At 55.1% G+C, this 22,314-nt stretch carries 19 protein-coding genes and 1 pseudogene; 11 read left to right on the forward strand and 9 right to left on the reverse strand.

Features of this window, described 5'->3' with window-relative positions:
- The first annotated feature begins 58 nt into the window (after positions 1 to 58).
- The 3 genes from JFT81_RS08735 (at position 59) to JFT81_RS08745 (ending at position 4,329) form a co-directional block, all read left to right on the forward strand.
- Positions 59 to 958, forward strand: a complete 900-nt coding sequence (locus JFT81_RS08735; protein WP_201202595.1) for a LysR family transcriptional regulator — start codon at positions 59 to 61, stop codon at positions 956 to 958.
- Between the two features lie 575 nt (positions 959 to 1,533).
- Positions 1,534 to 2,898 carry a glutamine synthetase family protein gene (locus JFT81_RS08740; RefSeq protein ID WP_201226969.1) on the forward strand — a complete coding sequence of 455 codons (1,365 nt, stop codon included), beginning with the start codon at positions 1,534 to 1,536 and terminating at the stop codon, positions 2,896 to 2,898.
- Positions 2,899 to 3,045: 147 nt separating this feature from the next.
- The gene (locus JFT81_RS08745) at positions 3,046 to 4,329 is read left to right on the forward strand and encodes an FAD-binding oxidoreductase (protein ID WP_201226970.1); all 1,284 of its coding nucleotides are present in this window, start codon (positions 3,046 to 3,048) and stop codon (positions 4,327 to 4,329) included.
- A 103-nt stretch (positions 4,330 to 4,432) separates the two neighbouring features.
- On the opposite strand, the gene JFT81_RS08750 is transcribed toward JFT81_RS08745, so the two are convergent.
- The 5 genes and pseudogenes from JFT81_RS08750 to JFT81_RS08765 all read right to left on the reverse strand — a co-directional run bounded on the left by JFT81_RS08750 (position 4,433) and on the right by JFT81_RS08765 (position 7,223).
- Positions 4,433 to 5,218: a DeoR/GlpR family DNA-binding transcription regulator gene (locus JFT81_RS08750; protein ID WP_201226971.1), complete on the reverse strand. Its 786-nt coding sequence runs from the start codon at positions 5,216 to 5,218 to the stop codon at positions 4,433 to 4,435.
- Positions 5,219 to 5,471: 253 nt separating this feature from the next.
- Positions 5,472 to 5,578: pseudogene (locus tag JFT81_RS29425) on the reverse strand (LysR family transcriptional regulator); the annotation flags it as partial.
- A gap of 49 nt (positions 5,579 to 5,627) precedes the next feature.
- Positions 5,628 to 6,050: an HD domain-containing protein gene (locus JFT81_RS08755; protein WP_201226972.1), complete on the reverse strand. Its 423-nt coding sequence runs from the start codon at positions 6,048 to 6,050 to the stop codon at positions 5,628 to 5,630.
- Positions 6,051 to 6,065: 15 nt separating this feature from the next.
- Complete coding sequence (locus JFT81_RS08760; RefSeq protein ID WP_201226973.1) at positions 6,066 to 6,455, reverse strand: hypothetical protein; 390 nt, start codon at positions 6,453 to 6,455, stop codon at positions 6,066 to 6,068.
- Between the two features lie 354 nt (positions 6,456 to 6,809).
- Positions 6,810 to 7,223: a hypothetical protein gene (locus tag JFT81_RS08765; RefSeq protein WP_201226974.1), complete on the reverse strand. Its 414-nt coding sequence runs from the start codon at positions 7,221 to 7,223 to the stop codon at positions 6,810 to 6,812.
- A gap of 236 nt (positions 7,224 to 7,459) precedes the next feature.
- Between JFT81_RS08765 and JFT81_RS29430 the strand changes: the two genes are divergently transcribed.
- The 4 genes from JFT81_RS29430 to JFT81_RS08780 all read left to right on the forward strand — a co-directional run bounded on the left by JFT81_RS29430 (position 7,460) and on the right by JFT81_RS08780 (position 12,373).
- Positions 7,460 to 7,702, forward strand: a complete 243-nt coding sequence (locus tag JFT81_RS29430) for a fructose-bisphosphate aldolase (RefSeq protein WP_242485587.1) — start codon at positions 7,460 to 7,462, stop codon at positions 7,700 to 7,702.
- A 237-nt stretch (positions 7,703 to 7,939) separates the two neighbouring features.
- Positions 7,940 to 9,394: a hypothetical protein gene (locus JFT81_RS08770; RefSeq protein WP_201226975.1), complete on the forward strand. Its 1,455-nt coding sequence runs from the start codon at positions 7,940 to 7,942 to the stop codon at positions 9,392 to 9,394.
- A complete protein-coding gene (locus JFT81_RS08775; RefSeq protein ID WP_201226976.1) occupies positions 9,385 to 10,485 on the forward strand; it encodes an AAA family ATPase in 1,101 nt (366 codons plus the stop codon). The genes JFT81_RS08770 and JFT81_RS08775 overlap by 10 nt, the downstream gene beginning before the upstream one ends.
- 13 nt (positions 10,486 to 10,498) lie before the next feature.
- A complete protein-coding gene (locus JFT81_RS08780) occupies positions 10,499 to 12,373 on the forward strand; it encodes a hypothetical protein (protein WP_201226977.1) in 1,875 nt (624 codons plus the stop codon).
- Between the two features lie 64 nt (positions 12,374 to 12,437).
- Here JFT81_RS08780 and JFT81_RS08785 read toward each other — a convergent pair whose 3' ends face one another.
- The 4 genes from JFT81_RS08785 to JFT81_RS08800 all read right to left on the reverse strand — a co-directional run bounded on the left by JFT81_RS08785 (position 12,438) and on the right by JFT81_RS08800 (position 17,806).
- Positions 12,438 to 12,986 carry a cupin domain-containing protein gene (locus JFT81_RS08785; RefSeq protein ID WP_201226978.1) on the reverse strand — a complete coding sequence of 183 codons (549 nt, stop codon included), beginning with the start codon at positions 12,984 to 12,986 and terminating at the stop codon, positions 12,438 to 12,440.
- A gap of 438 nt (positions 12,987 to 13,424) precedes the next feature.
- Positions 13,425 to 14,708: an FAD-binding oxidoreductase gene (locus tag JFT81_RS08790; RefSeq protein WP_201226979.1), complete on the reverse strand. Its 1,284-nt coding sequence runs from the start codon at positions 14,706 to 14,708 to the stop codon at positions 13,425 to 13,427.
- 51 nt (positions 14,709 to 14,759) lie between these two features.
- Positions 14,760 to 16,250 carry an aldehyde dehydrogenase gene (locus JFT81_RS08795; protein WP_201226980.1) on the reverse strand — a complete coding sequence of 497 codons (1,491 nt, stop codon included), beginning with the start codon at positions 16,248 to 16,250 and terminating at the stop codon, positions 14,760 to 14,762.
- A gap of 179 nt (positions 16,251 to 16,429) precedes the next feature.
- Positions 16,430 to 17,806, reverse strand: a complete 1,377-nt coding sequence (locus tag JFT81_RS08800; RefSeq protein ID WP_007918694.1) for a glutamine synthetase family protein — start codon at positions 17,804 to 17,806, stop codon at positions 16,430 to 16,432.
- Positions 17,807 to 18,088: 282 nt separating this feature from the next.
- Between JFT81_RS08800 and JFT81_RS08805 the strand changes: the two genes are divergently transcribed.
- The 4 genes from JFT81_RS08805 to JFT81_RS08820 all read left to right on the forward strand — a co-directional run bounded on the left by JFT81_RS08805 (position 18,089) and on the right by JFT81_RS08820 (position 22,139).
- Positions 18,089 to 18,850, forward strand: coding sequence for a gamma-glutamyl-gamma-aminobutyrate hydrolase family protein (locus JFT81_RS08805; protein ID WP_201226981.1), 762 nt, complete (start codon positions 18,089 to 18,091; stop codon positions 18,848 to 18,850).
- Between the two features lie 366 nt (positions 18,851 to 19,216).
- Entirely contained in the window at positions 19,217 to 20,359 is a 1,143-nt protein-coding gene (gene potA, locus JFT81_RS08810; protein WP_201226982.1) for a polyamine ABC transporter ATP-binding protein, read from the forward strand.
- Between the two features lie 29 nt (positions 20,360 to 20,388).
- Positions 20,389 to 21,270: an ABC transporter permease subunit gene (locus tag JFT81_RS08815; protein ID WP_201227122.1), complete on the forward strand. Its 882-nt coding sequence runs from the start codon at positions 20,389 to 20,391 to the stop codon at positions 21,268 to 21,270.
- A complete protein-coding gene (locus tag JFT81_RS08820; RefSeq protein WP_201226983.1) occupies positions 21,267 to 22,139 on the forward strand; it encodes an ABC transporter permease subunit in 873 nt (290 codons plus the stop codon). The genes JFT81_RS08815 and JFT81_RS08820 overlap by 4 nt, the downstream gene beginning before the upstream one ends.
- Positions 22,140 to 22,314 lie beyond the last annotated feature (175 nt).

The raw sequence follows: 22,314 nt of genomic DNA on the forward strand, positions 1-22,314 counted from the left end.
TTGTGCGCCGTGCGCCTCTGCGTAATGTCAATCACCCCCCCTTCGAGCAGGTGCCGTCTTGGACATCAAACAACTCAAGTTCCTGATCGCGCTGGACGAAACCCGCCACTTCGGCCAAGCCGCCGCACGCTGCCACATCACGCAGCCGACCCTGTCGATGCGTTTGCGCAATCTGGAAGATGAGCTGGATCTGGTGCTGGTCAACCGCGGTCAGCGCTTTGAAGGCTTCACGCAAGCAGGCGAACGCGTATTGGCATGGGCCCGCACCTTGCTGGCAGCGCACGATGGCCTGTTCGCCGAAGCAGCGGCTTGTCGCGGGCAATTGGTCGGTAGCTTGCGTCTGGGGTTGGTGCCACTGAGCAGCTTCAACCCGGTCAATTACATTCAGGGTTTGTCGCGGTCGTATCCGGAGCTGAAATTCAGCCTGTCGTCACTCAGTTCCGATGAAATCATCGCCAGTCTGGGCAACAACCAACTGGACTTGGGCGTGTGCTATCTCGATCACGTCAACCCGAACTATTTCGAGTTTTTCGAGATTGGCGAAACCCGCGTCGGTTTGCTCTATGACAACCGTCACTTTCATTTCGAAGGCACGCAAATGAGCTGGGAAGACGCCGCCGAACTGCCACTGGGCATGATCACCACCGGCATGCATTACCGCAAATCCATCGACTTGAGTTTTCGCAGCCGCGGGCTGAGTCCACAGCCGATCATGGAGAGCGATTCGACCTATCAGCTGTTGCAGGCGATTCACCAAGGCTTTTGCTGCTCGATCATGCCGCTGGACAGTGGCCTGGAGGAGCCGATCGAACATCTGTCATTCATGAATTTGCCGGACGCCAGCGTGCTTGCGCCATTGGGTCTGGTGATGCGCAAGACGGAACCGCGCTCGGCGATTGCCGAAAAGTGCTTTGCCGAAGCACGCAAGCTCTTCGGGATCGAAGCACCTGCTGTTTGAGTGATTTCTCCTGACATTGATGCTGGATGTCAGGCTGCCTTCGCATGCAGGCTCGCCCACCGCAACCTGAGTGTTGAAGATATTTCACATTGATCGTTTACACGCCCGCGGATTCCCCCTTACTATCCGGGGCACACCGGTCGGCGGGCCAGCCCCGTCACCGACGTTTTCCGCCAACGGAAACACGCGTTATGAGCACGTCACCACAACAATTAAAATCGTTGAACGTCTCCGCTGTGTGCGCCCTCTGCTACGGGGGCCGCGCATGAATCGTATCGTCAATCTCCCCATGGCCCTGCGCCGTTCCAAGCTGCGTCACTCCGCACGCCCGCCGGATATCGCCTGCTGATTTCTTTCAGTCAGCAAACAAGCAATGTGGCGAGGGAGCTTGCTCCCGCCGGGGCACCAAGCGGCCCTGAGAGATCGGACTGCTGTGCAGTCGCGCGCGAGCGAACTCCCTCGCCACAGGTTCGTTGTCACTTCTGACTGATCACTTTTGATATCCCTGCCAGGACACCCTAAACGTGTCCGGCCCGAATCTGCGCGCCTGTGCGGCGCCCCCATGAGTGTTTGCCATGAAATTCGCAGCCATTGAAGACGCACGCCTGTTCCTCGAACAAAACCCCGATATCGACATGATCGAACTGTTCATTCTCGACGCCAACGGTGTGCCACGCGGCAAGCTGTTGCACCGCGAAGAACTGCTCGCCGTGTACCAAAGCGGGCGCCCGCTGCCGAGCACCATCCTCGGCCTGACCGTACAAGGCGAAGACGTCGAAAACTCCGGCCTGGTCTGGGACGTCGGCGACATCGACTGCCGCGCCTATCCGCTGGAAGGCAGTCTGGTGCGTTTGCCATGGCGGCAGATTCCGACCGCTGCGGTGCAGGTCAGCATGCACCCGACCGAGGGCATGCCGGCCAGTATTGCCGACCCGCGCCACCTGCTGATCAAGGTCATCGATAGCCTGAAAGCCGAGGGCTACTACCCGATCATGGCGTGCGAACTGGAGTTCTATCTGCTCGACGCCAAACGCGATCACAACGGTCGCCCGCAACCGGCGCTGGACGCTGACGGCGGTCGACCGCGACACACGCAAGTCTATGGTTTGCGCGAGCTGGAACAGATCGAACCGTTCCTCGCCGACCTCTACAGCGCCTGCAAACTGCACGGTATTCCGGCGCGCACGGCGATCTCCGAATACGCACCGGGCCAGGTGGAAATCACCCTCGAGCACGGCGATGCGCTGGAGGCAATGGATCAGGCCGTGCGTTACAAACGTCTGGTCAAAGCCGTGGCACACAAACACGGCATGCAGGCGACATTCATGGCCAAGCCGTTCGATGATCTCGCCGGCACCGGCATGCACATGCATGTCAGCCTCGCCGACAGCGAGGGTCGCAATCTGTTTGCCTCCGAGGATCCCGCCGGCACCCCGCTGCTGCGCACGGCGATTGGCGGCATGCTCGCCTCGCTGCTCGATACGCTGTTGCTGTTCTGCCCGAACGCCAACTCCTACCGCCGGTTCCAGGCCAACAGCTACGCACCGCTGGCGCCGACCTGGGGCGTCGACAACCGCACCGTCAGCCTGCGCGTACCGGGTGGTCCGGCCAACACACGGCACATCGAACACCGTATTTGCGGCGCCGACGCCAACCCTTATCTAGCGGCCGCAGCGATTTTGGCCGGGATCCATCGCGGCATTCGCGAGGATCTCGATCCGGGCGAGCCGGTGGAAGGCAACGGCTATGCGCAGGCCAAGGAATTGCTGCCGACCGACTGGCTGACGTCGTTGCAAGCGCTGGAGAATTCCGCGTGGGCACGCGATGCTCTGGGCCAGGAATTTCTCGGGGTGTATCTGGCGGTGAAACGCGCCGAGTACCGGCAGTTCATGGCCGAGGTGGGTGAGCAGGATTGGCGTTGGTACCTGACCGAAGCCTGAGAACCCGACACCAGACCCTGTGGGAGCTGGCTTGCCAGCGATGAGGCCGGAACATTTAGCATCTCTGCTGACTGACACTCCGCTATCGCTGGCAAGCCAGCTCCCACAGGGACCGCGTACCGATTCGAAATTTGTGTGGACACTGACATGACCGAACGCTGCAATTCCTACTACACCGCCACCCTCAACCAGGACACCGACTACCCGACCCTGCAAGGTCGGCACTCGGTTGACGTGGTCATCATCGGCGGCGGCTTCACTGGCGTCGCCACTGCCGTCGAACTCGCCGAAAAAGGCCTGAAAGTCGCCATCGTCGAGAGCAACAAAGTCGGCTGGGGCGCCACCGGGCGCAACGGCGGCCAAGTCACTGGCAGCCTTTCCGGCGACGGTGCGATGCGCAAACAAATGCGCGGCAAACTCGGCGATGACGTCGACGATTTCATCTGGCACCTGCGCTGGCGCGGGCACGAAATCATCAAGCAACGCGTGGCGAAATACGCCATTCAGTGCGACCTCAAACACGGTCATTTGCACGCGGCGTACAAGCCCAGCCACATGACTGATTTGCGCAACGATTACGAGGAAGCCGTGCGTCGCGGACTGGGTGATGAAGTCAGCCTGCTCGACCGCAGCCAGGTCCGTGACCTGCTGCAAAGCGAGCTCTACCACGGCGCGATCAAGAACACCCGCAACATGCACCTGCACCCGCTCAACCTGTGCATCGGCGAAGCGCGGGCGGCGGAAAGTCTGAGTGCGCTGATCTTCGAAAACAGCGAAGTGCTGGAGATCATTCACGGCGATACGCCAGGCGTAAGGACCGCTCACGGTCAGATCGACGCCAAGCAAGTGATGCTCGCCGGCGATGTCTACCACAAGCTCGAACCGGGCCAGCTCAAGGGCAAGATTTTTCCGGCCATGGGCGGCATCGTCACCACCGCGCCGCTCGGTGATCTGGCGCGGCAGATCAACCCTGAAGATCTGGCGGTGTACGACTGCCGTTTCGTCCTCGATTACTACCGCCTCACCGCCGACGGTCGCCTGCTGTTCGGCGGCGGCGCCAATTACAGCGGCAAGGACTCACGCGATATCGCCGGCGAACTGCGCCCGTGCATCGAACAGACCTTCCCAGCGCTCAAAGGTGTGCAGATCGACTACCAGTGGAGCTGCGCGATGGGCATCGTCATCAACCGCATTCCGCAACTGGGCAAGCTCTCCGACAACGTCTGGTATTGCCAGGGCTACTCCGGCCACGGCATCGCCACCACGCACATCATGGGCGAAATCATGAGCCGGGCAATCACCGGGCAACTGGAGCAGTTCGATACGTTTGCCGCGTGTCAGCACATTCGTGTGCCGATGGGCGATTTGCTGGGCAATCCAATGCTGGCGGCGGGGATGTGGTATTACCAAATGCTTGAAAAGCTGCGTTGATCGCACTGGCCCTTTCGCGAGCAGGCTCGCTCCCACATTTGAAACGCATTCCAATGTGGGAGCAAGCCTGCTCGCGAAGAGGCCGGCAGCATCAGCAAAAATCTCAGTCCGGCAACTGCTCCACCTCGATCCCCAATCGCCGGTAATCCTCAACACTGCCCGACGCCAGATGCCGTTCAGTGATCAACATGTGTAACCGCTCACACCCCGCCACCACAAACGGCTCTACCGCCCCGAGCTTGTCCGCCGTGGTCACCGCAATCACCCGCGTCGCGCCGTCGAGCATCGCCTGTTTCACCGGCACTTCATCGAAATGCAACGAGGTGATCCCCACCTCCGGATGAATCGCGCACACGCCGGTAATCGCCAGATCAGCCTTGATCCCTGCGAGCAAGCGCAAGGCCTCATGACCACCCGCCGACATTGTCCGTGGATTCAATGTCCCGCCCGCCAGAATCACCTTCACGCCCTCGAATTCCGACAACGCAATCGCCGTCATCGGCGACGCTGTCACCGCCGTAATGCTGATATCCGCCCGCAACGATCGCGCGACCTGCAACGTCGTCGAGCCGGAATCGAACAAAACAATCTGTCCATCCTCAACCTGCTGCGCCGCCAATTGCGCCAGACGGATTTTCACCTCATCCGTTTCATCCAGCCGCGTGTAGTAATCCTTCCCGGAATCTTTTGGACGCGGCAGCGCACCGCCGTGTACACGCTGCACAAGGCCGGCGTTGTCCAGTTCGGCGAGATCGCGGCGGATGGTGTCTTCAGAGACAGCGAAGTGCTGACTCAACTCGGAGGCCATGACTTTGCCGTCGCGTTCGAGGATCAGGAGGATTTTTTGCCGGCGTAGGGATGGGAGTTCGGATGCGGAATGATCGTGCATGGTTCTGCCTGTTTATGCTTGTAATTGCAGGTTCGCCGAGACTAGCGAAACCCTCAAGCAAACACAAACCGGCGGCTATCAATTGTTTCGATCATTGGAATCAACAAGGCGAATTTTTTCTTTGCTTCGCGCCTGTTCAGAATGGCCCCACTTCTAAAAGGCTCAGGATGAACACCTCATGAATCTCAATTTCGCGTTTGCGTGCATGATCGTCGTGTCGTTCGCCGTTGCGCTCGGCCACGCCTGACACGCTTCAGACCGACGCCAGCAGATGCTGGCGGAGCCATTTATGGGCCGGATCGCGGTGCGAGCGTACGCCCCATAGCTTGGTACTTTCAGCGGTGCGTCGACCACTTGCAGCGCGAGATGATCAAAAGATCACAGCCTGCGGCAGCTCCTACAGGGGGTTTCAGCCGCGCAGTCTTGCGATGGCGCGGCGGTACTTCTCGATACGTTCCAGGTCATCCCAGCTCGGCGAGGCGATTCGCGACAGGTCGCTGTTCTCTTCCAGATCCGCCAGTTTCACCACCCGACCGATCGGGTTCTGGCCGGCACGTTCGACGAAGTCCTCATAGGATTCGCCGGGCACTTTGGTGACGGCTGCAATCGCCGTCAGCACTTCCTCGCTGAAACCTTCCTGGCGCAGATCCTCAAGGCTGATGTCACAGTCCTCGACCACATCGTGCAGCACGGCGACGATGCGTTGCTCCAGCGAGGACATGCGCATCATCACTTTCAGCGGATGCAAAATGTACGGCGCCCCGCCTTTGTCGACCTGCCCCGCATGGGCCGTGGCAGCGATGGCAATAGCGCGTTCGAGTGTCTGAGTCATGGGAGTCTCCGAGGGTTAAAGGCCGTAGCGGCCGCCGACGTGAATATTGCGCTTGAGCCAGCCACCAATCGCCTTCAAGCGCCCGCCGGACGTACCCGGCTCGGCGTGCCGCTTGAGAATCATCGACACCAGCGTCGCCTGATCGGTATCAGGATTGGCATCAAGCAACTCGACGACCCAGGCACAATCAGCTTTTTTCAGGTGCTCCCGACATTGGCCGGGCCAGGCGTCCAGCTCATCCAGCGCCAGCCAGCGCGCCCCGCCCTGCTCGGCATGCCCACCGCCAATCGACTGCTCGAAACAGAACGGCGTCGCGGGTTGCGACAGGTCGATGCTGAACAGATAAACATCGTGGCTTTTGTGCTGCGGCGTGGGGGCGTTGTTGCGGCTGCCGATTTCGATCATGGCAATGTTCCAATCCTTGGTGCGCTGGAGAGTCGCGATAGTTGGCAGTCTACCGGAGCGGTGTAACTGAACAACCCGATTGAGCCTTAGTCCTCTGTGCAATGTGCGCTGGTTGGTAAAACGCTGAGTTTTCAGACGGACATACTGAGTATCGTTGAAAGCCAGGCAAGGCAATCGATCAACTCGACCCGATACATTCCCGATGCGATGGGATACGCCAGGCGCAAGTCCTCAGGGCTGTTGACCCAAGCGACTTGATCAATGTTTTCTTGAGGATTTCAGGCGCAAAAAACCGATGCCAGATCTGACATCGGTTTTTTTGGGGTTCCTCTCCGTAAAAAAGGTATCGCTGTGTTACCGCTTCATGGCCTCACACTGATTACGTAGATCCCCATCTCTGATGCTGGCGCAGGTACTGCCCTTTTTGGCTTCACAGAACGCGCGCTGATCGCTATCCCGAATAGAGGCGCACGTACTGCCCTTCTCTGCTTCGCAAGACGCACGCAAATCCGAATCCCTGATGCTGGCGCAAGTGCTGCCCTTCTTGGCCTCACAGTAGGCACGCTGATCATTGTCACGAATGCTGGCGCACGTACTGCCCTTCTCCGCTTCGCATGACGCACGCAAGTCATTGTCCCGGATAGAGGCGCAGGTACTGCCTTCCTGCGTGGCCTGGCAATAATTGCGCTGATCGTTGTCACTGATGCTGGAACAACTGGCAAACGTGAAACCACTGAACATCAATAACATCGCAAAAATCAGCTTCATCTCACACTTCCTTGGGCTTACCAGGAAACAGCCTGGCACTGCTAGATCCGTTCAAAACGAGCGTCGCGACACGCCATCAAATTGACATCGTTTTAAAGGAAAGTTCCCAACGGGATGCAAAGCCATGATTTGAGATTCGACCGAATTTGAAGTCTGAAAAACGCGTAGGAAAACACCCCTTGTGGCGAGGGGATTCATCCCCGCTGGGCTGCGAAGCGGCCCCATCCCGGCGAGCTATGTCCCACCCCGCCACCGACCACCCTGTCCTCCTGATCGACGCCGACGCCCCATTACAGGTTCTCCATGCGTGCGTCGCTGAACGCCTCAACGCTGTCCTCAAATATCTCGACCTCATCGCATGCACCCGCCTGCCCGACCACGCCGAGCATGACATTAACATCGTAACTAACATCGCTAGGATCATGGTGCAAGACGTGAGTGATGTGTTTCGGGTGATTGGGAAACGAGGTTTGATATGACCTCGAAACTCCCGAATCGATGATGTGCTTCAAGAATGAGGCTTCAGTCATAAATACGCGTTTACCACGTTAATGGATGCTTAGGATGGCAACCAAATCTGCTCAGCGTTTTTGATCCTCCACACACAGGAAACGACGAAATACGCTTGGTTAGTTAAGCTGAAGACGATAGATTGGCTCGGGCAAAAAGCCATCATCTACACCAAAAAGCTATTCAACCACACACAAGGACCTCGTATGGGACGTTTGTTAGTCGTAAAGGATTCAAGCAATTTCAATCCAGATCTCGGCAGTGTAATCCCCGTAGCTCTGGAGCATGAAGACGGTAGCTTCAGAAACGTGGAAATTTCGGAGTTCCCAAACTCAGGGATCTTTATATCAAAAGAATACATGAAAATTGACGAGCTTTTTAAGGATGACGAGCTTTTCATAATCAAAGAATGGCATGAAACAGATAATGAATGGCAGGAAGACAAGCGAAAGCAAAAGTACTATTCGAAAGGTGAATGGGCTGAACGGCTAGAGCATAACGCCTTAATTCCAGTTATAAAAATGCCGATGCCAGATATAGACACTGGCAAAGTAAGCTTAGGTTACGATCTGCCTAGAAACATCCTGTTCTTTATAGAAAATGAGGGCAGTGTAAATGGCCCATTTTTAGCTACAAAAGACGAAGATGATTGGTTTTTAACGCCATCAACTGGATTGACACCTTTAAATCTACCTACCGATCATATCGCCAAATTTGATAAAAGCACTTTAGAGCATAGTGGCGAACTACTCCGATTTGAAGTAAGGGGCGGACCAAGAAGTTTTATTACCTCACTCAAAAAATTAGAAAAATTAGAATTCGATAAATTAGATTATATCTCAGCATCTCGACTTATTAAATATTACGCAAAATCTGGCTTTGGCAAGGGCAACCCTACACTGGGAAAGAACGAAGCAACCAAGCTAACCCAAATAATAGATTCATATAAAAAGAAAAACAAAGCAATGGACAACGATCAGCGCTTAAAGCGACTGGAACTTGTACTTGCGGATTTTTTGGATGACGAAGGTTACGGAAAAGGTATAATTGAAGAATTCTTACTAGACAATATCGAAGGAAAAAAATACTTAGATAGCTACTTCGAAAAAAACAAAGACATCCTTATAAAAGAAAAAATACAGGAAATTGATGAGCAAACCATAGAAAAAAAGGAAAAAATACAGAGAGAAATAAATGATATGTCTCGGATTGCTGACCAAAAAAGAAAGGAACTCGAAACAATAGATCAAGATGTTGAGCGAGCGCGAACAGAAGCGGAACTGGAGTTAAAACGAATTCAAGAACAGTCCGCGGAGCAAGCCCACCAAAGCCTGCTTGAGAAACAAACCTTACTGACCAACACGAACACTGAACTAGAACAAAAAATAAAAGAAAACCAAAAAACACTGGAAGAAATACTTGAGAAAAATCAAGACCTAAAACATGTAACTAGTCTAAAGGAAGAAATCCAGTTCCAACAAAGAACAAACCAAGATCGACAAAAAGAAATTATAGACTTGGAAAGAACTCTAGAAAGTCAAAAAACCCTCATTGCATCTCCTCAGCTAGGGGAGAAATTAACAGAATTAAAAACGTTAATTCAAATGCTGAATGGGAAGCCGGACTACGAAACAAAACAGACGCAAAGACTGTGCACCTGAAGGCTTCAGAAATTGAATTAACAAAAGAGAACCGATCCGACTACATACACCATTTACTTAATACGTTTCATGCTGATGAGGGCCGGCCATTTACTTATGACGAAATGGCCAACTTGGTAATTAGCACTACTCAATCCTTCCTCACATTCCTATCAGGACCACCGGGCACCGGTAAAACCTCCACAGCTCTACGACTGGCACATGCGCTGAAGTTAAATGGAGCAGGAGATGATCATGGTGCCGGCAATTTCCTTAACGTTGCAGTCGGCCGTGGCTGGGTGGCCGGGCGAGATATTCTAGGGTTTTATAACTCATTAAAAGATGTCTATCAACCTTCGCGCAGTGGTCTCTATCAATTCCTAAAGAATAAAGAAACATCCGCGGAAAAATTCACGAAAATAGTATTGTTGGATGAGGCTAATCTTTCTAGCGTTGAACACTACTGGTCCGACTTTTTAGGTATGTGTGATACAGAGGGAACCAAGCGTCGAATTGACCTAGGTATACCCGACACTACTCAACGGTACCTTGAAGTTGGCGGCAACCTCAGATTCATTGCGACTATAAACAACGATGCGACAACTGAAAAACTTTCCCCGCGATTAATTGATCGAGCACCAATTATTTCTCTCGGGGAAGATGTTAACCTGGAAGACATATCCTCACTAATAAGCTCTCACAGATTCAACGGGGCAGTTCCACACGAGCAAATTAACCAAGCCTTTAACATTTCTTCCAGCGAAGCTGACCTCCTTCCAGATGAGCAAGCTTCGCTTGAACAGATACTCTCTATTCTGACATCGCAAGTAGCAAAAACAAGCGCAATCCATATTAGCAAACGCAAAACCAATGCAATAAAAAGATATTGCTACATCGCAAATGAGCTCGGAGGAATGCGTAACCGCCCTCTAGACTATGCTGTAGCCCAGCATATCCTACCCGCAATTGAAGGATATGGTGCCGCCTTTCGAGATAGGTTATTAAAACTAGAACAAAAACTAAGCGACTTCGATTTGAATATTTCAAAACGCGCCCTACGAAACATCATTGAGGAAGGAGACAATTACGCCGATACCTATTCTTACTTCTAGAGAGGGGCATCAAATGCGATTCACAGCACGTATAATTAGTGGAAAAAGAAAAGATCAAATATTTGAAATTACCCCTATAGAAGCACATATCGGCGAGAATATTTATTTTCTTGAAGACGAGGCGATTGAATTCAAACTTGAGCTAGAAAGACCAGTTGATGACATTACTTTATGCCTGCATGAAAATGAAATCTCCGCCACAAATATTTTTAAAGAAGGTGAAAAATGGATATACGAATGGAAACCAAAATCACTAGCAAAGTGGGGCTACGAATGCTTTTTTCATAACTACTACGGAATGGCTGAACTATTACTAGCCACAAAAATAGACAATTACAACGAAAGAATAATTATCGAGCAATTTTCGCCAATTGAGGTATTGGCAAAAAAAATAAACGCAGAACGTGCAGAAAAAATGCTTTCTTTCCTAGCGGCTCATGACAACGAAGCGCTGGCTGCTTTTTTTCGAGTAACTCGATTAAAGGCCGGATTCAAAGAGGGAGATAAGTCCGTAAGTTTTCTTATCGACCAACTCGAGAGAAACGTACTACTACTGAGCGCAGAACTACCAAAGATATACTCCAAGCCTATAGCAAAACTCATCCCAGTAACAAAGGTAGTTGCATTTTCTGAGAACTCGGTGATAGACGACACTACTTTAGCATGGATCGCTGAAAACTGTGACGGCTTATTCCCTGCTGACGATATCGAACGAGCATTACTTGAGTTCGATAGCAAGCTATATTCTTCAGAAAAAATCTTAGAGAATCATTTAAAGGAAGAGCTAAGCATATATGAGAACCAAGTAGTACATGGATTCATTATTTCACTTATGAGGGCAGCATCAGAGCTGCTTCGGAGATTAGAAGATTACCCAGTTTCTAAAATCCGCACACAACAGGATCTCTCCGGCTACCTTTCGTTTTTTTCTCAACTCAGCAAATACGCCAAAATTATTAATCGAAAAAAAGCGGAAAGATGCAGAGAGCTAATAGAAGCGCTTCAGGGTTTAAAACGCAAATTTGATGACAAGGTGCCAGTTACTAGCCCTATCATAGGACCCCCTCAATTCACAAGAAAAGCTCGCTACAACCTTCACTATCAAAAAATATTTCACAAAATTATCGCATGGCACCGATTCGGCTCACCAGACTGGAGTGTTCAAGAGGAACTCTTCTCAATTCAAAGCATCCCTAAGTTATTCGAGTACTATTTATTATTCTTAGTAAAAAATCACTTGGACACCGAAACAGTTCTGGGCGAAAAGTTTGAATTACTGCAAAACCCATCACTGAGCAAAAATGACTTCGAGTATCAATGGGGCGAGTACAACATAAAGATAATGTACGAGCCCAAGGCGTGGACTCATGAGCACTTACAATCAAGCGCATCACAAATAATCAACTCCGAAGGCTGGACTTTCAACCAATACAATGGTGACTTAAAACCTAGAGGTCAAACGGGTGCAAACGCCAATCGCTGCCCAGACATACTGTTAGCAATCACATCATCTGATGGAGAAACCCGACAGCTGATCATCGATGCGAAATACACGAACAGCAAGAAGGCTTTTACTCACTACCTCCCAGAACTTACGATGAAGTATTTACATGGACTTCACGAGAAGGAAACTGGACTTAACCCATCAATTGGCCTAATGATTGTTAATCCGAGCGAGCAGTGTACAACACGACACTTCCATCACCAGCGCTATAGTATTTATGGTGCGACCCCAGTCACACCAGCCTTGCTAGTGAGTTCCATCACACCAGGCGAGACAGAGGAAAAAAACTCAGACCTAAAGAATAACATTTCTCAAATTTTATATTTAATGAGATCAAGCTTTAAAAAAGAAAGCAGGAAAATTCACCTAGAAATAGTTGCATAACATAAGCATCAATCACAAGGGCAGCTCTATCAAATAGGGCTGCCTTTGTGAGAGTAAATCCTCCTCAAAAATTCGCCGGCGTATTCGCACTAATAATCTCCGCCTCATCCGCCCCGATATTCCGGAACTTGTGCGGCAACGTCGTCGGGAAGTAATACCCATCCCCCGCATTCAACACGCTCACCGAGCCATCCACGGTCAACTCAACCGTCCCGCGAGTGACAAGCCCACACTCCTCGCCCTCGGTATGCACAATCGGCTCTTCCCCGGAACTTGCGCCCGGCGCGTATTGCTCGCGCAGCAAGCGCATCTGGCGGCTTGGCACGGAGGCGCCGATCAGCAGCAGGCGCAGGCCATGGCGGCCAAGATCCGGCTGTTCGTTGGCGCGGAAGACGTATTGATGTTCACGCGGCGGCTGGTCGAAGGTGAAGAAGTCGGCCAGGGACATGGGGATGCCTTCGAGCAGCTTTTTCAATGAGCTGACGGAAGGGCTGACGCGATTCTGTTCGATCAGGGAGATGGTGGCATTGGTCACGCCGCTACGTCGGGCCAGCTCGCGCTGGGAGAGTTTGTAGCTTTCGCGTACTAGTTTGAGTCGAGAACCCGTATCCATGACAGCCTTATGTGAGAACGACTTAAGGGCGATGGGGGTGGGTGGCGGGTGACGCGCCGAGGGCGCGGATCACGTTGCTCCCGTGTCCCGGAACCGTGAAAGGCGGCTATTAAATCACGTTTGCTGGTGTTGCTCAGCAGGTTCGATGGACGGTGCGGCAAAAGTCCTTCTTGTCTTGGTCATACAGTCATTGTGGGAGCGAGCCTGCTCGCGAAAGCGCTGTCTCAGGCGACATCGATGTTGGTTGATATGAACCTCTTCGCGAGCAGGCTCGCTCCCACAGTTGGATCTTTTTTGTGTCAGTCGGCTTTGTGGAGGTGGTCAGGCCGTCATCGCTGGCAAGCCAGACTCCCACAGGGTTTGGGTGTTTCTGTGGGAGGGATGGTGTGTCAGGTAAAAAACCGGCGGGGTCTTGGGGGCCGCCGCCGGGGAGGTAACTTAGATGCCGAAGCGGTCGCGTAGCGAGTAGTACACGGCGCCCAAGGCTGTTAGCGGCGCGGAGAAGGTGCGGCCGCCGAGCATTGGCATGTGCGGCAGCGAGGCGAAGGCGTCGAAGCGCTCGGCGTCGCCGCGGATCATTTCCGAGATCAACTTGCCAGCGAGGTGCGAGCAGGTCACGCCGTGGCCGCTGTAGCCTTGCATGTAGTAGGCGTTTTTCTCGATGCGGCCGAATTGCGGCATGCGCGACATGGTCAGCAGGAAGTTGCCGGTCCAGCGGTAGTCGATTTTGACGTCCTTGAGCTGCGGGAAGGTCTTGAGGATCTTCGGGCGGATCAGTTGTTCGATGTCATCCGGTTCCCGCGCGCCGTAGACCACACCGCCGCCGTAGAGCAAACGGTTGTCGGCGGTCAGGCGGTAGTAATCCAGCAGGTAGTTGCAGTCTTCGACGCAGTAGTTGTTGGTGATCAGGCTGCGCGCCTGCTTTTCGGTCAACGGTTCGGTGACGACGATTTGCGAGCCGCACGGCATGCTTTTCGCGGTCACGCGGTTGTCCAGACCTTGCGGCAGATAGGCGTTGCCGGCGATCAGCAGGTACTTGGCACGGACCAGGCCTTTGGCCGTGCGCACGACGTTTGGCTCGCCGTATTTGATTTCCACCGCAGCGGATTGCTCGTAGATCTTGCCGCCCAGGCGCACGATGGCTGCTGCTTCACCCAGTGCCAGATTCAGCGGATGAACGTGGCCGCCCTGCAGGTCGAGCAGGCCGCCCACGTATGCATCGGAGCCGACTTCGCGACGAATGTCGGCTGCGTCGAGCATCTTCAGATTGCGGTTGCCATAACGTTCCCAGCTGCGCTTCTGCTCAGCCAGACCGTTGAGTTGTTTCTTGTTCATCGCGGCGAAAATACCGCCCGGGCGATAGTCGCACTTGATGTCGTATTCCTTAATGCGCGAACGGATGATGTCAGCGCCTTCGAAGATCATGCTGCCGAGGATTTCTGCGGTCTTGTCGCCATAGCGTTCTTCGATCACATCGACGTCACGGCTGTACGAGTTGACCAGTTGACCGCCGTTGCGACCGCTGGCGCCGTAGCCGACTTTCGCCGCTTCCAGCACCGTCACTTTATAGCCGGCTTCAGTCAGGAACAGTGCCGAGGACAGGCCGGTGTAACCGGCGCCGATGATGCAGACGTCGCACTCGACCGACTCTTCGAGAACCGGGAAGTCGATGACTTCGTTGCGAGTGGCGGCGTAGTAGCTGTTTACGTGTTGCTGTTTCATTTTATTGTTCTCCGAAGGTCGCTCATCAAAAGCGACCACCGCTGTAGAAAATCAGAGCTTGATCCAGGTCGCTTTCAACTCGGTGTACTTGTCGAACGCGTGCAGCGATTTGTCGCGACCGTTGCCCGACTGTTTGAAGCCACCGAACGGTGCGGTCATGTCGCCGCCGTCGTACTGGTTGACCCACACGCTGCCGGCGCGCAGGCCACGAGCGAAGGTGTGCGCCTTGCTGAGGTTGCTGGTCCAGACACCAGCGGCGAGGCCGAAGATGCTGTCGTTGGCGATTTGCAGCGCTTCTTCAGCCGTGTCGAAGGTGATCAGCGACAGTACCGGGCCGAAGATTTCTTCCTGGGCGATGGTCATGGCGTTGGTCACACCGTCGAACAGCGCCGGCTGCACGTACAGGCCACCGGTTTCTTCGAGGGTGCGTTGGCCACCGGCAATCAATTCGGCGCCCTGCTCGCGACCGATGCTGATGTAGCGCAGCACGTTGTCGAGTTGACGCTGATCGACGACGGCGCCGACCGTGGTGGCCGGATCCAGCGAGTGGCCGGGTTTCCACGCTTGCAGCGCTTCCACCAGCAGCGGAATGAATTGCTCGCGGATCGAACGTTCGACCAACAGCCGCGAACCGGCGGTGCACACTTCGCCCTGGTTGAACGCAATGGCGCCGGCCGCCGCTTGTGCTGCCGCGCGCAAGTCCGGTGCGTCGGCAAACACCACGTTCGGGCTCTTGCCCCCTGCTTCGAGCCAGACGCGTTTCATGTTGCTTTGGCCGGCATAAATCATCAGTTGCTTGGCAATCGCCGTGGAGCCGGTGAAGGCCAGCACGTCGACGTCCATGTGCAACGCCAACGCTTTGCCAACGGTGTGGCCGAAGCCTGGCAGGACGTTGAACACGCCTTTCGGAATGCCAGCATCCAGCGCCAATTGGGCGATACGGATCGCGGTCAGCGGCGATTTTTCCGAAGGTTTGAGAATGAACGAGTTGCCCGCGGCCAGCGCCGGGGCGAATTTCCAGCTGGCCATGATCAGCGGGAAGTTCCACGGCACGATGGCCGCTACGACGCCGGAGGGTTCGCGAGTGATCAGGCCGAGTTGGTCGTGCGGGGTCGCGGCGACTTCATCGTAAATCTTGTCGATGGCTTCGGCGCTCCAGCGGATCGCGTTGGCGGTCGCCGGGATGTCGATGCTCATCGAATCGCTGATCGGTTTACCCATGTCGAGGGTTTCCAGCAATGCCAGTTCTTCCTGGTTCTGCAGGATCAGATCGGCGAAGCGAATCAGGATGCGTTTGCGCTCGGCCGGGGCTTTTTTCGCCCAGATGCCGGACTCGAAAGACTGGCGCGCGACTTCAACGGCAAGGTTGGCGTCGGCTTCATCGGTACTGGCCACGGAGGCGAGGAAACGGCCGTCGACGGGGCTCAGGCATTCGAAAGTGTCGCCACTGATAGCCGGGCGATATTCACCGTTAATGAACGCGCGGGCTTCGATGGACAGGGACTGGAAGCGTTGTTCCCAGTCGTTGCGGGTCGTTGTCATTGCTGTGGCTCGACAAGGGGGGAATGGATGACGAGCGAATACCCGTCAATCAAAATCTGATAACCCGATCCCCTGTAGGAGTGAGCCTGCTCGCGATCGCGGTGAGTCAGTCATCATCACGTTTGAATGTGATGACGCTATCGCGAGCAGGCTCACTCCTACAGGGTTTGCGGTGGTCTTTAGACGGTATGCAGATACCAGTTGTACTCAAGGTCAGAGATCGAGTTTTCGAACTCGGCCAGCTCACTTTCCTTGCACGCGACGAACACGTCGATGTACATCGGATCGATGTAGCGGGCCATGACTTCGCTGTCATCCAACTCGCGCAATGCATCGCGCAGGTTGTTCGGCAGGCTCTGTTCGTTCTGCTCGTAGCTGTTGCCTTCGACCGGGGCGCCCGGTTCGATCTGATTGGTCAGACCGTGGTGAATACCGGCCAGTACTGAAGCCATCAGCAAGTACGGGTTGGCGTCGGCACCGGCGACACGATGCTCGATGCGTACGGCATCCGCCGAACCGGTCGGTACACGAACAGCCACGGTGCGGTTGTCGATGCCCCAGCTCGGCGAGTTGGGTACGTAGAACTGCGCGCCGAAGCGGCGGTACGAGTTGACGTTGGGGCACAGGAACGCCATTTGCGCAGGCAGGGTCTCCAGCACACCGCCGATCGCGTGACGCAGTGCGGCGTTCTGCTCGGGATCCTCGCTGGCGAAGATGTTGTTGCCTTCTTTGTCCAGAATCGAAATGTGCACGTGCAGACCGTTGCCCGCCTGGCCCGGATACGGCTTGGCCATGAAGGTGGTGTCCATTTCGTGGTCGTAGGCGATGTTCTTCACCAGACGCTTGAGCAGGACGGCGTAGTCGCACGCCTTGATCGGGTCGGAAACGTGATGCAGGTTGACTTCGAACTGCGCCGGGGCGCTTTCCTTGACGATGGCGTCAGCCGGGATGCCCTGCTCTTTCGCACCTTCGAGGATGTCTTGCAGGCAATCGACGTATTCGTCGAGATCGTCGATCAAATAAACCTGAGTCGACACCGGACGCTTGCCGGAAACCGGCGAACGCGGCGACTGCGGACGACCATTAACGTTGTCCTGGTCGATCAGGTAGAACTCGAGTTCGAACGCGGCGCAAATGGTCAGGCCGAGGTCGTCGAATTTGCGCACAACGTTAGCCAACACTTCACGCGGGTCAGCGAAGAACGGCTGGCCTTCGATCTCGTGCATGGTCATTAACAGTTGTGCAGTTGGGCGCTTTTGCCACGGCTCGATGCTCAGGGTGCCGGGGATTGGGTAGCAGATTCGGTCAGCGTCGCCGATGTCCAGACCCAGGCCGGTGCTTTCCACCGTGGAGCCGTTGATGTCGAGAGCGAAAAGCGAGGCCGGCAGGTTGATGCCTTTCTCGTAAACCTTATGAAGACTGGTGCGTTCGATGCGCTTGCCGCGCACCACACCGTTCATATCCGCAATCAGAAGGTCGACGTACAAAACCTCAGGATATTTCTTAAGGAATGCGTTTGCTTCGTTGAGTTGAACGGTACGCAGAGGGACCGACATGATGCACCTATTTAGCTGTTAATTATTATGTTCACTGCCCTTTCACGCAGCCAGTCAACCCGAACGGCAAAGTGAAGTCAATAGCGAACAGATGGCCGCTCAGGGTTTATTTTTAGGGCTTTTTTTAACACTTGCGTGCCAATACAGGCGCCAGAGCCCCGAGAATCATGAAGATATGATGAACGGCGTTTAGAATTTTTTACATGGCAGTTGTTAATTAAAATCAACGAGGCTAAGCTCCGGAAAAGCTCGTTCAAGTGTCAAACTTCGAGGTGAATAAAAATGGCATTCAAGCCATTGATCGGCGTTACTGCGTGCGTCAAACAGATTGGCCTGCACCCCTATCACATCAGCGGCGACAAGTACTTACGTGCTGTCAGCGTTGGCGCTAATGGGCTGCCAGTGGTCATTCCTTCCCTTGGCAACCTGACTGAAATCGAAGACCTGCTCGGTCAACTCGACGGTCTGTTGCTGACCGGCTCGCCATCGAACGTGGAACCCTTCCACTATCAAGGCCCGGCCAGCGCCCCCGGCACGGATCACGATCCGGCGCGGGATGCCACCACCCTTCCTTTATTACGTACAGCCATCGCGGCGGGCGTTCCAGTGCTCGGCATTTGCCGTGGTTTCCAGGAAATGAACGTGGCGTTCGGCGGCAGCCTGCACCAAAAGGTGCATGAGTTGCCGGGCATGCTCGATCACCGTGAAGCCGACAGCCCGGACGTGGCCGTGCAATACGCACCGGCCCATGCGGTGACCGTGCTGGGTGGCGGTGTGTTCGAAGCGCTGGAGTTGCCGGACGAGTTCCAGGTCAACTCGATCCACAGTCAGGGCATCGATCGCCTTGCTCCCGGCCTGCGCGCCGAAGCGCAGGCGCCGGACGGTTTGATCGAGGCGGTCTCGGTCGAGCACAGCCCGACCTTCGCCCTCGGCGTGCAATGGCACCCGGAATGGCAAGTTCTCGACAACCCGAATTACCTGAAGATTTTCCAGGCGTTCGGCGAGGCTTGCCGGCAACGGGCGGCGCGACGCAACCAGCGCTGACACCACCCAGGAATACGTAACGATTTACTGCCCCCACGAATGCCGGGTGTGCCTTTGCGCATCCGTCATCCGTGAAAAACAACACCCGTAATAACAACAAGTACGACCCAGGCAGCCAGGACGGCGGCGCCGAACAAGCCCTCGGCAGTGCAAGGTCAGTCAGGCATGCGCAATTCCCCTGTAGGAGTGAGCCTGCTCGCGATAGCAATAGACCAGTCAACAAAGATGTCGACTGAGACGGCCTCATCGCGAGCAGGCTCACTCCTACAGAGGGATGTGTAACGACTGACATTGCGTTTACAGGCTTGCAATCCACTTAAGCCCGGCCACATTGGCCGCGCGACTGAAACCTGTTGGGAGTTTCACATGGCAAACGCCTCCAGCACTTACAGGAAGGCACTTGAAGGTCATCAGCAACCGAAAAAGGTGTTGGTGAAAGTCGATCGTGTCACCAAGAAGTTCGACGAAACCACGGCAGTGGACGATGTGTCCCTGGAGATCCATCAGGGTGAAATCTTCGCCCTGCTCGGCGGCTCCGGGTCGGGCAAATCGACCCTGCTACGCATGCTCGCCGGTTTCGAACGGCCGACTGAAGGGCGGATTCTGCTCGACGGCGTGGACATCACCGACATGCCGCCGTACGAGCGGCCGATCAACATGATGTTCCAGTCCTACGCGCTGTTCCCACACATGACCGTCGCGCAGAACATCGCCTTCGGCTTGAAACAGGATCGTTTGCCGGCCAGCGAAATCGACGCCCGTGTCGATGAGATGCTGCGTCTGGTGCACATGACCCAATACGCCAAACGCAAGCCGCATCAACTCTCTGGCGGCCAGCGTCAGCGCGTCGCCCTCGCCCGCTCGCTGGCCAAACGTCCGAAGCTGTTGCTGCTCGACGAGCCAATGGGTGCCCTGGATAAAAAGCTGCGTTCGCAGATGCAACTGGAGTTGGTGCAAATCATCGAGCGCGTCGGCGTGACCTGCGTGATGGTGACGCACGACCAGGAAGAGGCCATGACCATGGCCGAGCGCATTGCGATCATGCACCTGGGCTGGATCGCGCAAATCGGCAGCCCGATCGACATCTATGAAGCGCCCGTCAGTCGCATGGTCTGCGAGTTCATCGGCAACGTGAACGCCTTCGATGGCACCGTGGTGGAGGACCTCGAAGGTCACGCGATTATTCACAGCCCGGACTTGCAACAGAAGATTTACGTCGGCCACGGCGTCAGCACTTCGGTGCAGGACAAGTCGATCACCTACGCGATTCGTCCGGAAAAAATGCTCGTCAGCACGGTTAAACCCGAGCACCGCTACAACTGGTCCGAAGGCAAGGTGCATGACATCGCCTACCTCGGTGGCCACTCGGTGTTCTACGTCGAATTGCCGGGCGGCAAGATCGTCCAGTCGTTCATGGCCAACGCCGAACGCCGTGGCGCACGGCCGACCTGGGACGACAAGGTCTACGTCTGGTGGGAAGACGACAGCGGCGTGGTACTGCGCTCATGAAAACTTTCAATCAGCAATTCCTGCGCTTGGTGCCCAGCGGGCGAAAACTGGTGATCGGCATTCCGTTCATCTGGCTGTTCCTGTTCTTCATGCTGCCGTTTTTCCTGGTGATGAAGATCAGTTTCTCGGAAGCCGCGCTGTCGATTCCGCCGTACACCGAGATTTACACCTACGCCGAACAGAAATTCCAGCTGCTGCTGAACATCGGCAACTACACCATGCTCGGCGAAGACGAGTTGTACCTGTCGGCCTACCTCGGTTCGCTGAAGGTCGCCGCACTGAGCACGCTGATGTGCCTGGTGATCGGTTTTCCGATGGCCTACGCGATCACCAAGACCGGCAAGGAAACGCAAAACGTCCTGCTGCTGTTGATCATGATGCCAACCTGGACCGCGATCCTGATCCGCGTTTACGCGTGGATGGGCATCCTCAGCAACAACGGTCTGCTCAACGCGTTTCTGATGTGGACGGGGCTGACCGATCACCCGATCGAGATCCTCAACACCAACACCGCCGTGTATATCGGCGTGGTGTATGCCTACCTGCCGTTCATGGTGTTGCCGCTCTATGCCAACCTCGTGAAGCACGACGGCAGCCTGCTGGAAGCCGCGTCGGATCTGGGTTCGAGCAACTTCAACAACTTCTGGAAAATCACCGTGCCGCTGGCCAAGAACGGCATTATTGCCGGTTGCATGCTGGTGTTCATCCCGGTGGTGGGTGAGTTCGTGATTCCGGAACTGCTGGGTGGCCCGGAAACGCTGATGATCGGTCGCGTGCTGTGGCAAGAGTTCTTCAATAACCGCGACTGGCCGGTAGCGTCCGCGCTGGCGGTAGTGATGCTGTTGATCCTGATTGTGCCGATTCTGCTGTTCAACCGCAGCCAGGCCAAAGAGATGGAGGCACGGGGATGAAACGCTTCGGTTTTTCCAAGTTCATGCTGATCTTCGGTTTGATGTTCATTTATCTGCCGATGCTGATTCTGGTGATCTACTCGTTCAACGCCTCGAAATTGGTAACGGTGTGGGGCGGCTGGTCGGTGAAGTGGTACGTCGGTTTGCTCGACAACACGCAACTGATGGGCTCGGTGGTGCGCTCGCTGGAAATCGCCTGCTACACGGCAATTGCGGCGGTGGCACTGGGTACGCTGGCGGCATTCGTGCTGACTCGCGTTACACGCTTCAAGGGTCGCACGCTGTTTGGTGGCCTGGTGACGGCGCCGTTGGTGATGCCGGAAGTGATTACCGGCCTGTCGCTGTTGCTGCTGTTCGTGGCGATGGCGCAACTGATCGGCTGGCCGCAGGAACGTGGCATTGTCACCATCTGGATCGCCCATACGACGTTTTGTGCCGCCTATGTGGCGGTGGTAGTCTCCGCCCGCCTGCGTGAGCTGGACCTGTCGATTGAAGAAGCGGCGATGGATCTCGGTGCGAAGCCGTTCAAGGTGTTTTTCCTGATCACCATTCCGATGATAGCGCCGTCGCTGGCGGCGGGCGGGATGATGTCGTTCGCCTTGTCGCTGGATGACCTGGTGTTGGCGAGCTTCGTGTCTGGTCCGGGGTCTACGACTTTGCCGATGGAAGTGTTCTCGGCGGTGCGTCTGGGCGTGAAGCCTGAGATCAACGCGGTCGCGAGCCTGATTCTGCTGGCGGTGTCGCTGGTGACCTTCCTGGTCTGGTACTTCGGCCGCCGGGCAGAAGCCAACCGCAAGCGTGCGATTCAGGAAGCGATGGATCAGACGGCAAACGAGTCGTGGCAACAGCCGGCAACGGCGACTGCCTAAGCAACACCGATGAACAACTGTGGCGAGGGGATTTATCCCCGTTCGGCTGCGCAGCAGTCGTAAAACCTGAATACACAGTTTTCAGGTTGAACTGCAAGGGGCTGCTTCGCAGCCCAACGGGGATAAATCCCCTCGCCACAAGGTTATGTGTACAGCTGGTTTGTGCTTTTGATTA

Origin of the sequence: Pseudomonas sp. TH43, assembly GCF_016650635.1 — a bacterium.
Lineage (GTDB): Bacteria > Pseudomonadota > Gammaproteobacteria > Pseudomonadales > Pseudomonadaceae > Aquipseudomonas.

Bases quoted from the DNA above. Each gene is read 5' to 3' on its own strand.
- JFT81_RS08740 (WP_201226969.1), top strand. From the start codon at position 1,534: ATGAAATTCGCAGCCATTGAAGACGCACGCCTGTTCCTCGAACAAAAC.
- JFT81_RS08745 (WP_201226970.1), top strand. From the start codon at position 3,046: ATGACCGAACGCTGCAATTCCTACTACACCGCCACCCTCAACCAGGAC.
- JFT81_RS08750 (WP_201226971.1), bottom strand. From the start codon at position 5,218: ATGCACGATCATTCCGCATCCGAACTCCCATCCCTACGCCGGCAAAAA.
- JFT81_RS08755 (WP_201226972.1), bottom strand. From the start codon at position 6,050: ATGACTCAGACACTCGAACGCGCTATTGCCATCGCTGCCACGGCCCAT.
- JFT81_RS08760 (WP_201226973.1), bottom strand. From the start codon at position 6,455: ATGATCGAAATCGGCAGCCGCAACAACGCCCCCACGCCGCAGCACAAA.
- JFT81_RS08765 (WP_201226974.1), bottom strand. From the start codon at position 7,223: ATGAAGCTGATTTTTGCGATGTTATTGATGTTCAGTGGTTTCACGTTT.
- JFT81_RS29430 (WP_242485587.1), top strand. From the start codon at position 7,460: ATGTCCCACCCCGCCACCGACCACCCTGTCCTCCTGATCGACGCCGAC.
- JFT81_RS08770 (WP_201226975.1), top strand. From the start codon at position 7,940: ATGGGACGTTTGTTAGTCGTAAAGGATTCAAGCAATTTCAATCCAGAT.
- JFT81_RS08780 (WP_201226977.1), top strand. From the start codon at position 10,499: ATGCGATTCACAGCACGTATAATTAGTGGAAAAAGAAAAGATCAAATA.
- JFT81_RS08785 (WP_201226978.1), bottom strand. From the start codon at position 12,986: ATGGATACGGGTTCTCGACTCAAACTAGTACGCGAAAGCTACAAACTC.
- JFT81_RS08790 (WP_201226979.1), bottom strand. From the start codon at position 14,708: ATGAAACAGCAACACGTAAACAGCTACTACGCCGCCACTCGCAACGAA.
- JFT81_RS08795 (WP_201226980.1), bottom strand. From the start codon at position 16,250: ATGACAACGACCCGCAACGACTGGGAACAACGCTTCCAGTCCCTGTCC.
- JFT81_RS08800 (WP_007918694.1), bottom strand. From the start codon at position 17,806: ATGTCGGTCCCTCTGCGTACCGTTCAACTCAACGAAGCAAACGCATTC.
- JFT81_RS08805 (WP_201226981.1), top strand. From the start codon at position 18,089: ATGGCATTCAAGCCATTGATCGGCGTTACTGCGTGCGTCAAACAGATT.
- potA (WP_201226982.1), top strand. From the start codon at position 19,217: ATGGCAAACGCCTCCAGCACTTACAGGAAGGCACTTGAAGGTCATCAG.
- JFT81_RS08820 (WP_201226983.1), top strand. From the start codon at position 21,267: ATGAAACGCTTCGGTTTTTCCAAGTTCATGCTGATCTTCGGTTTGATG.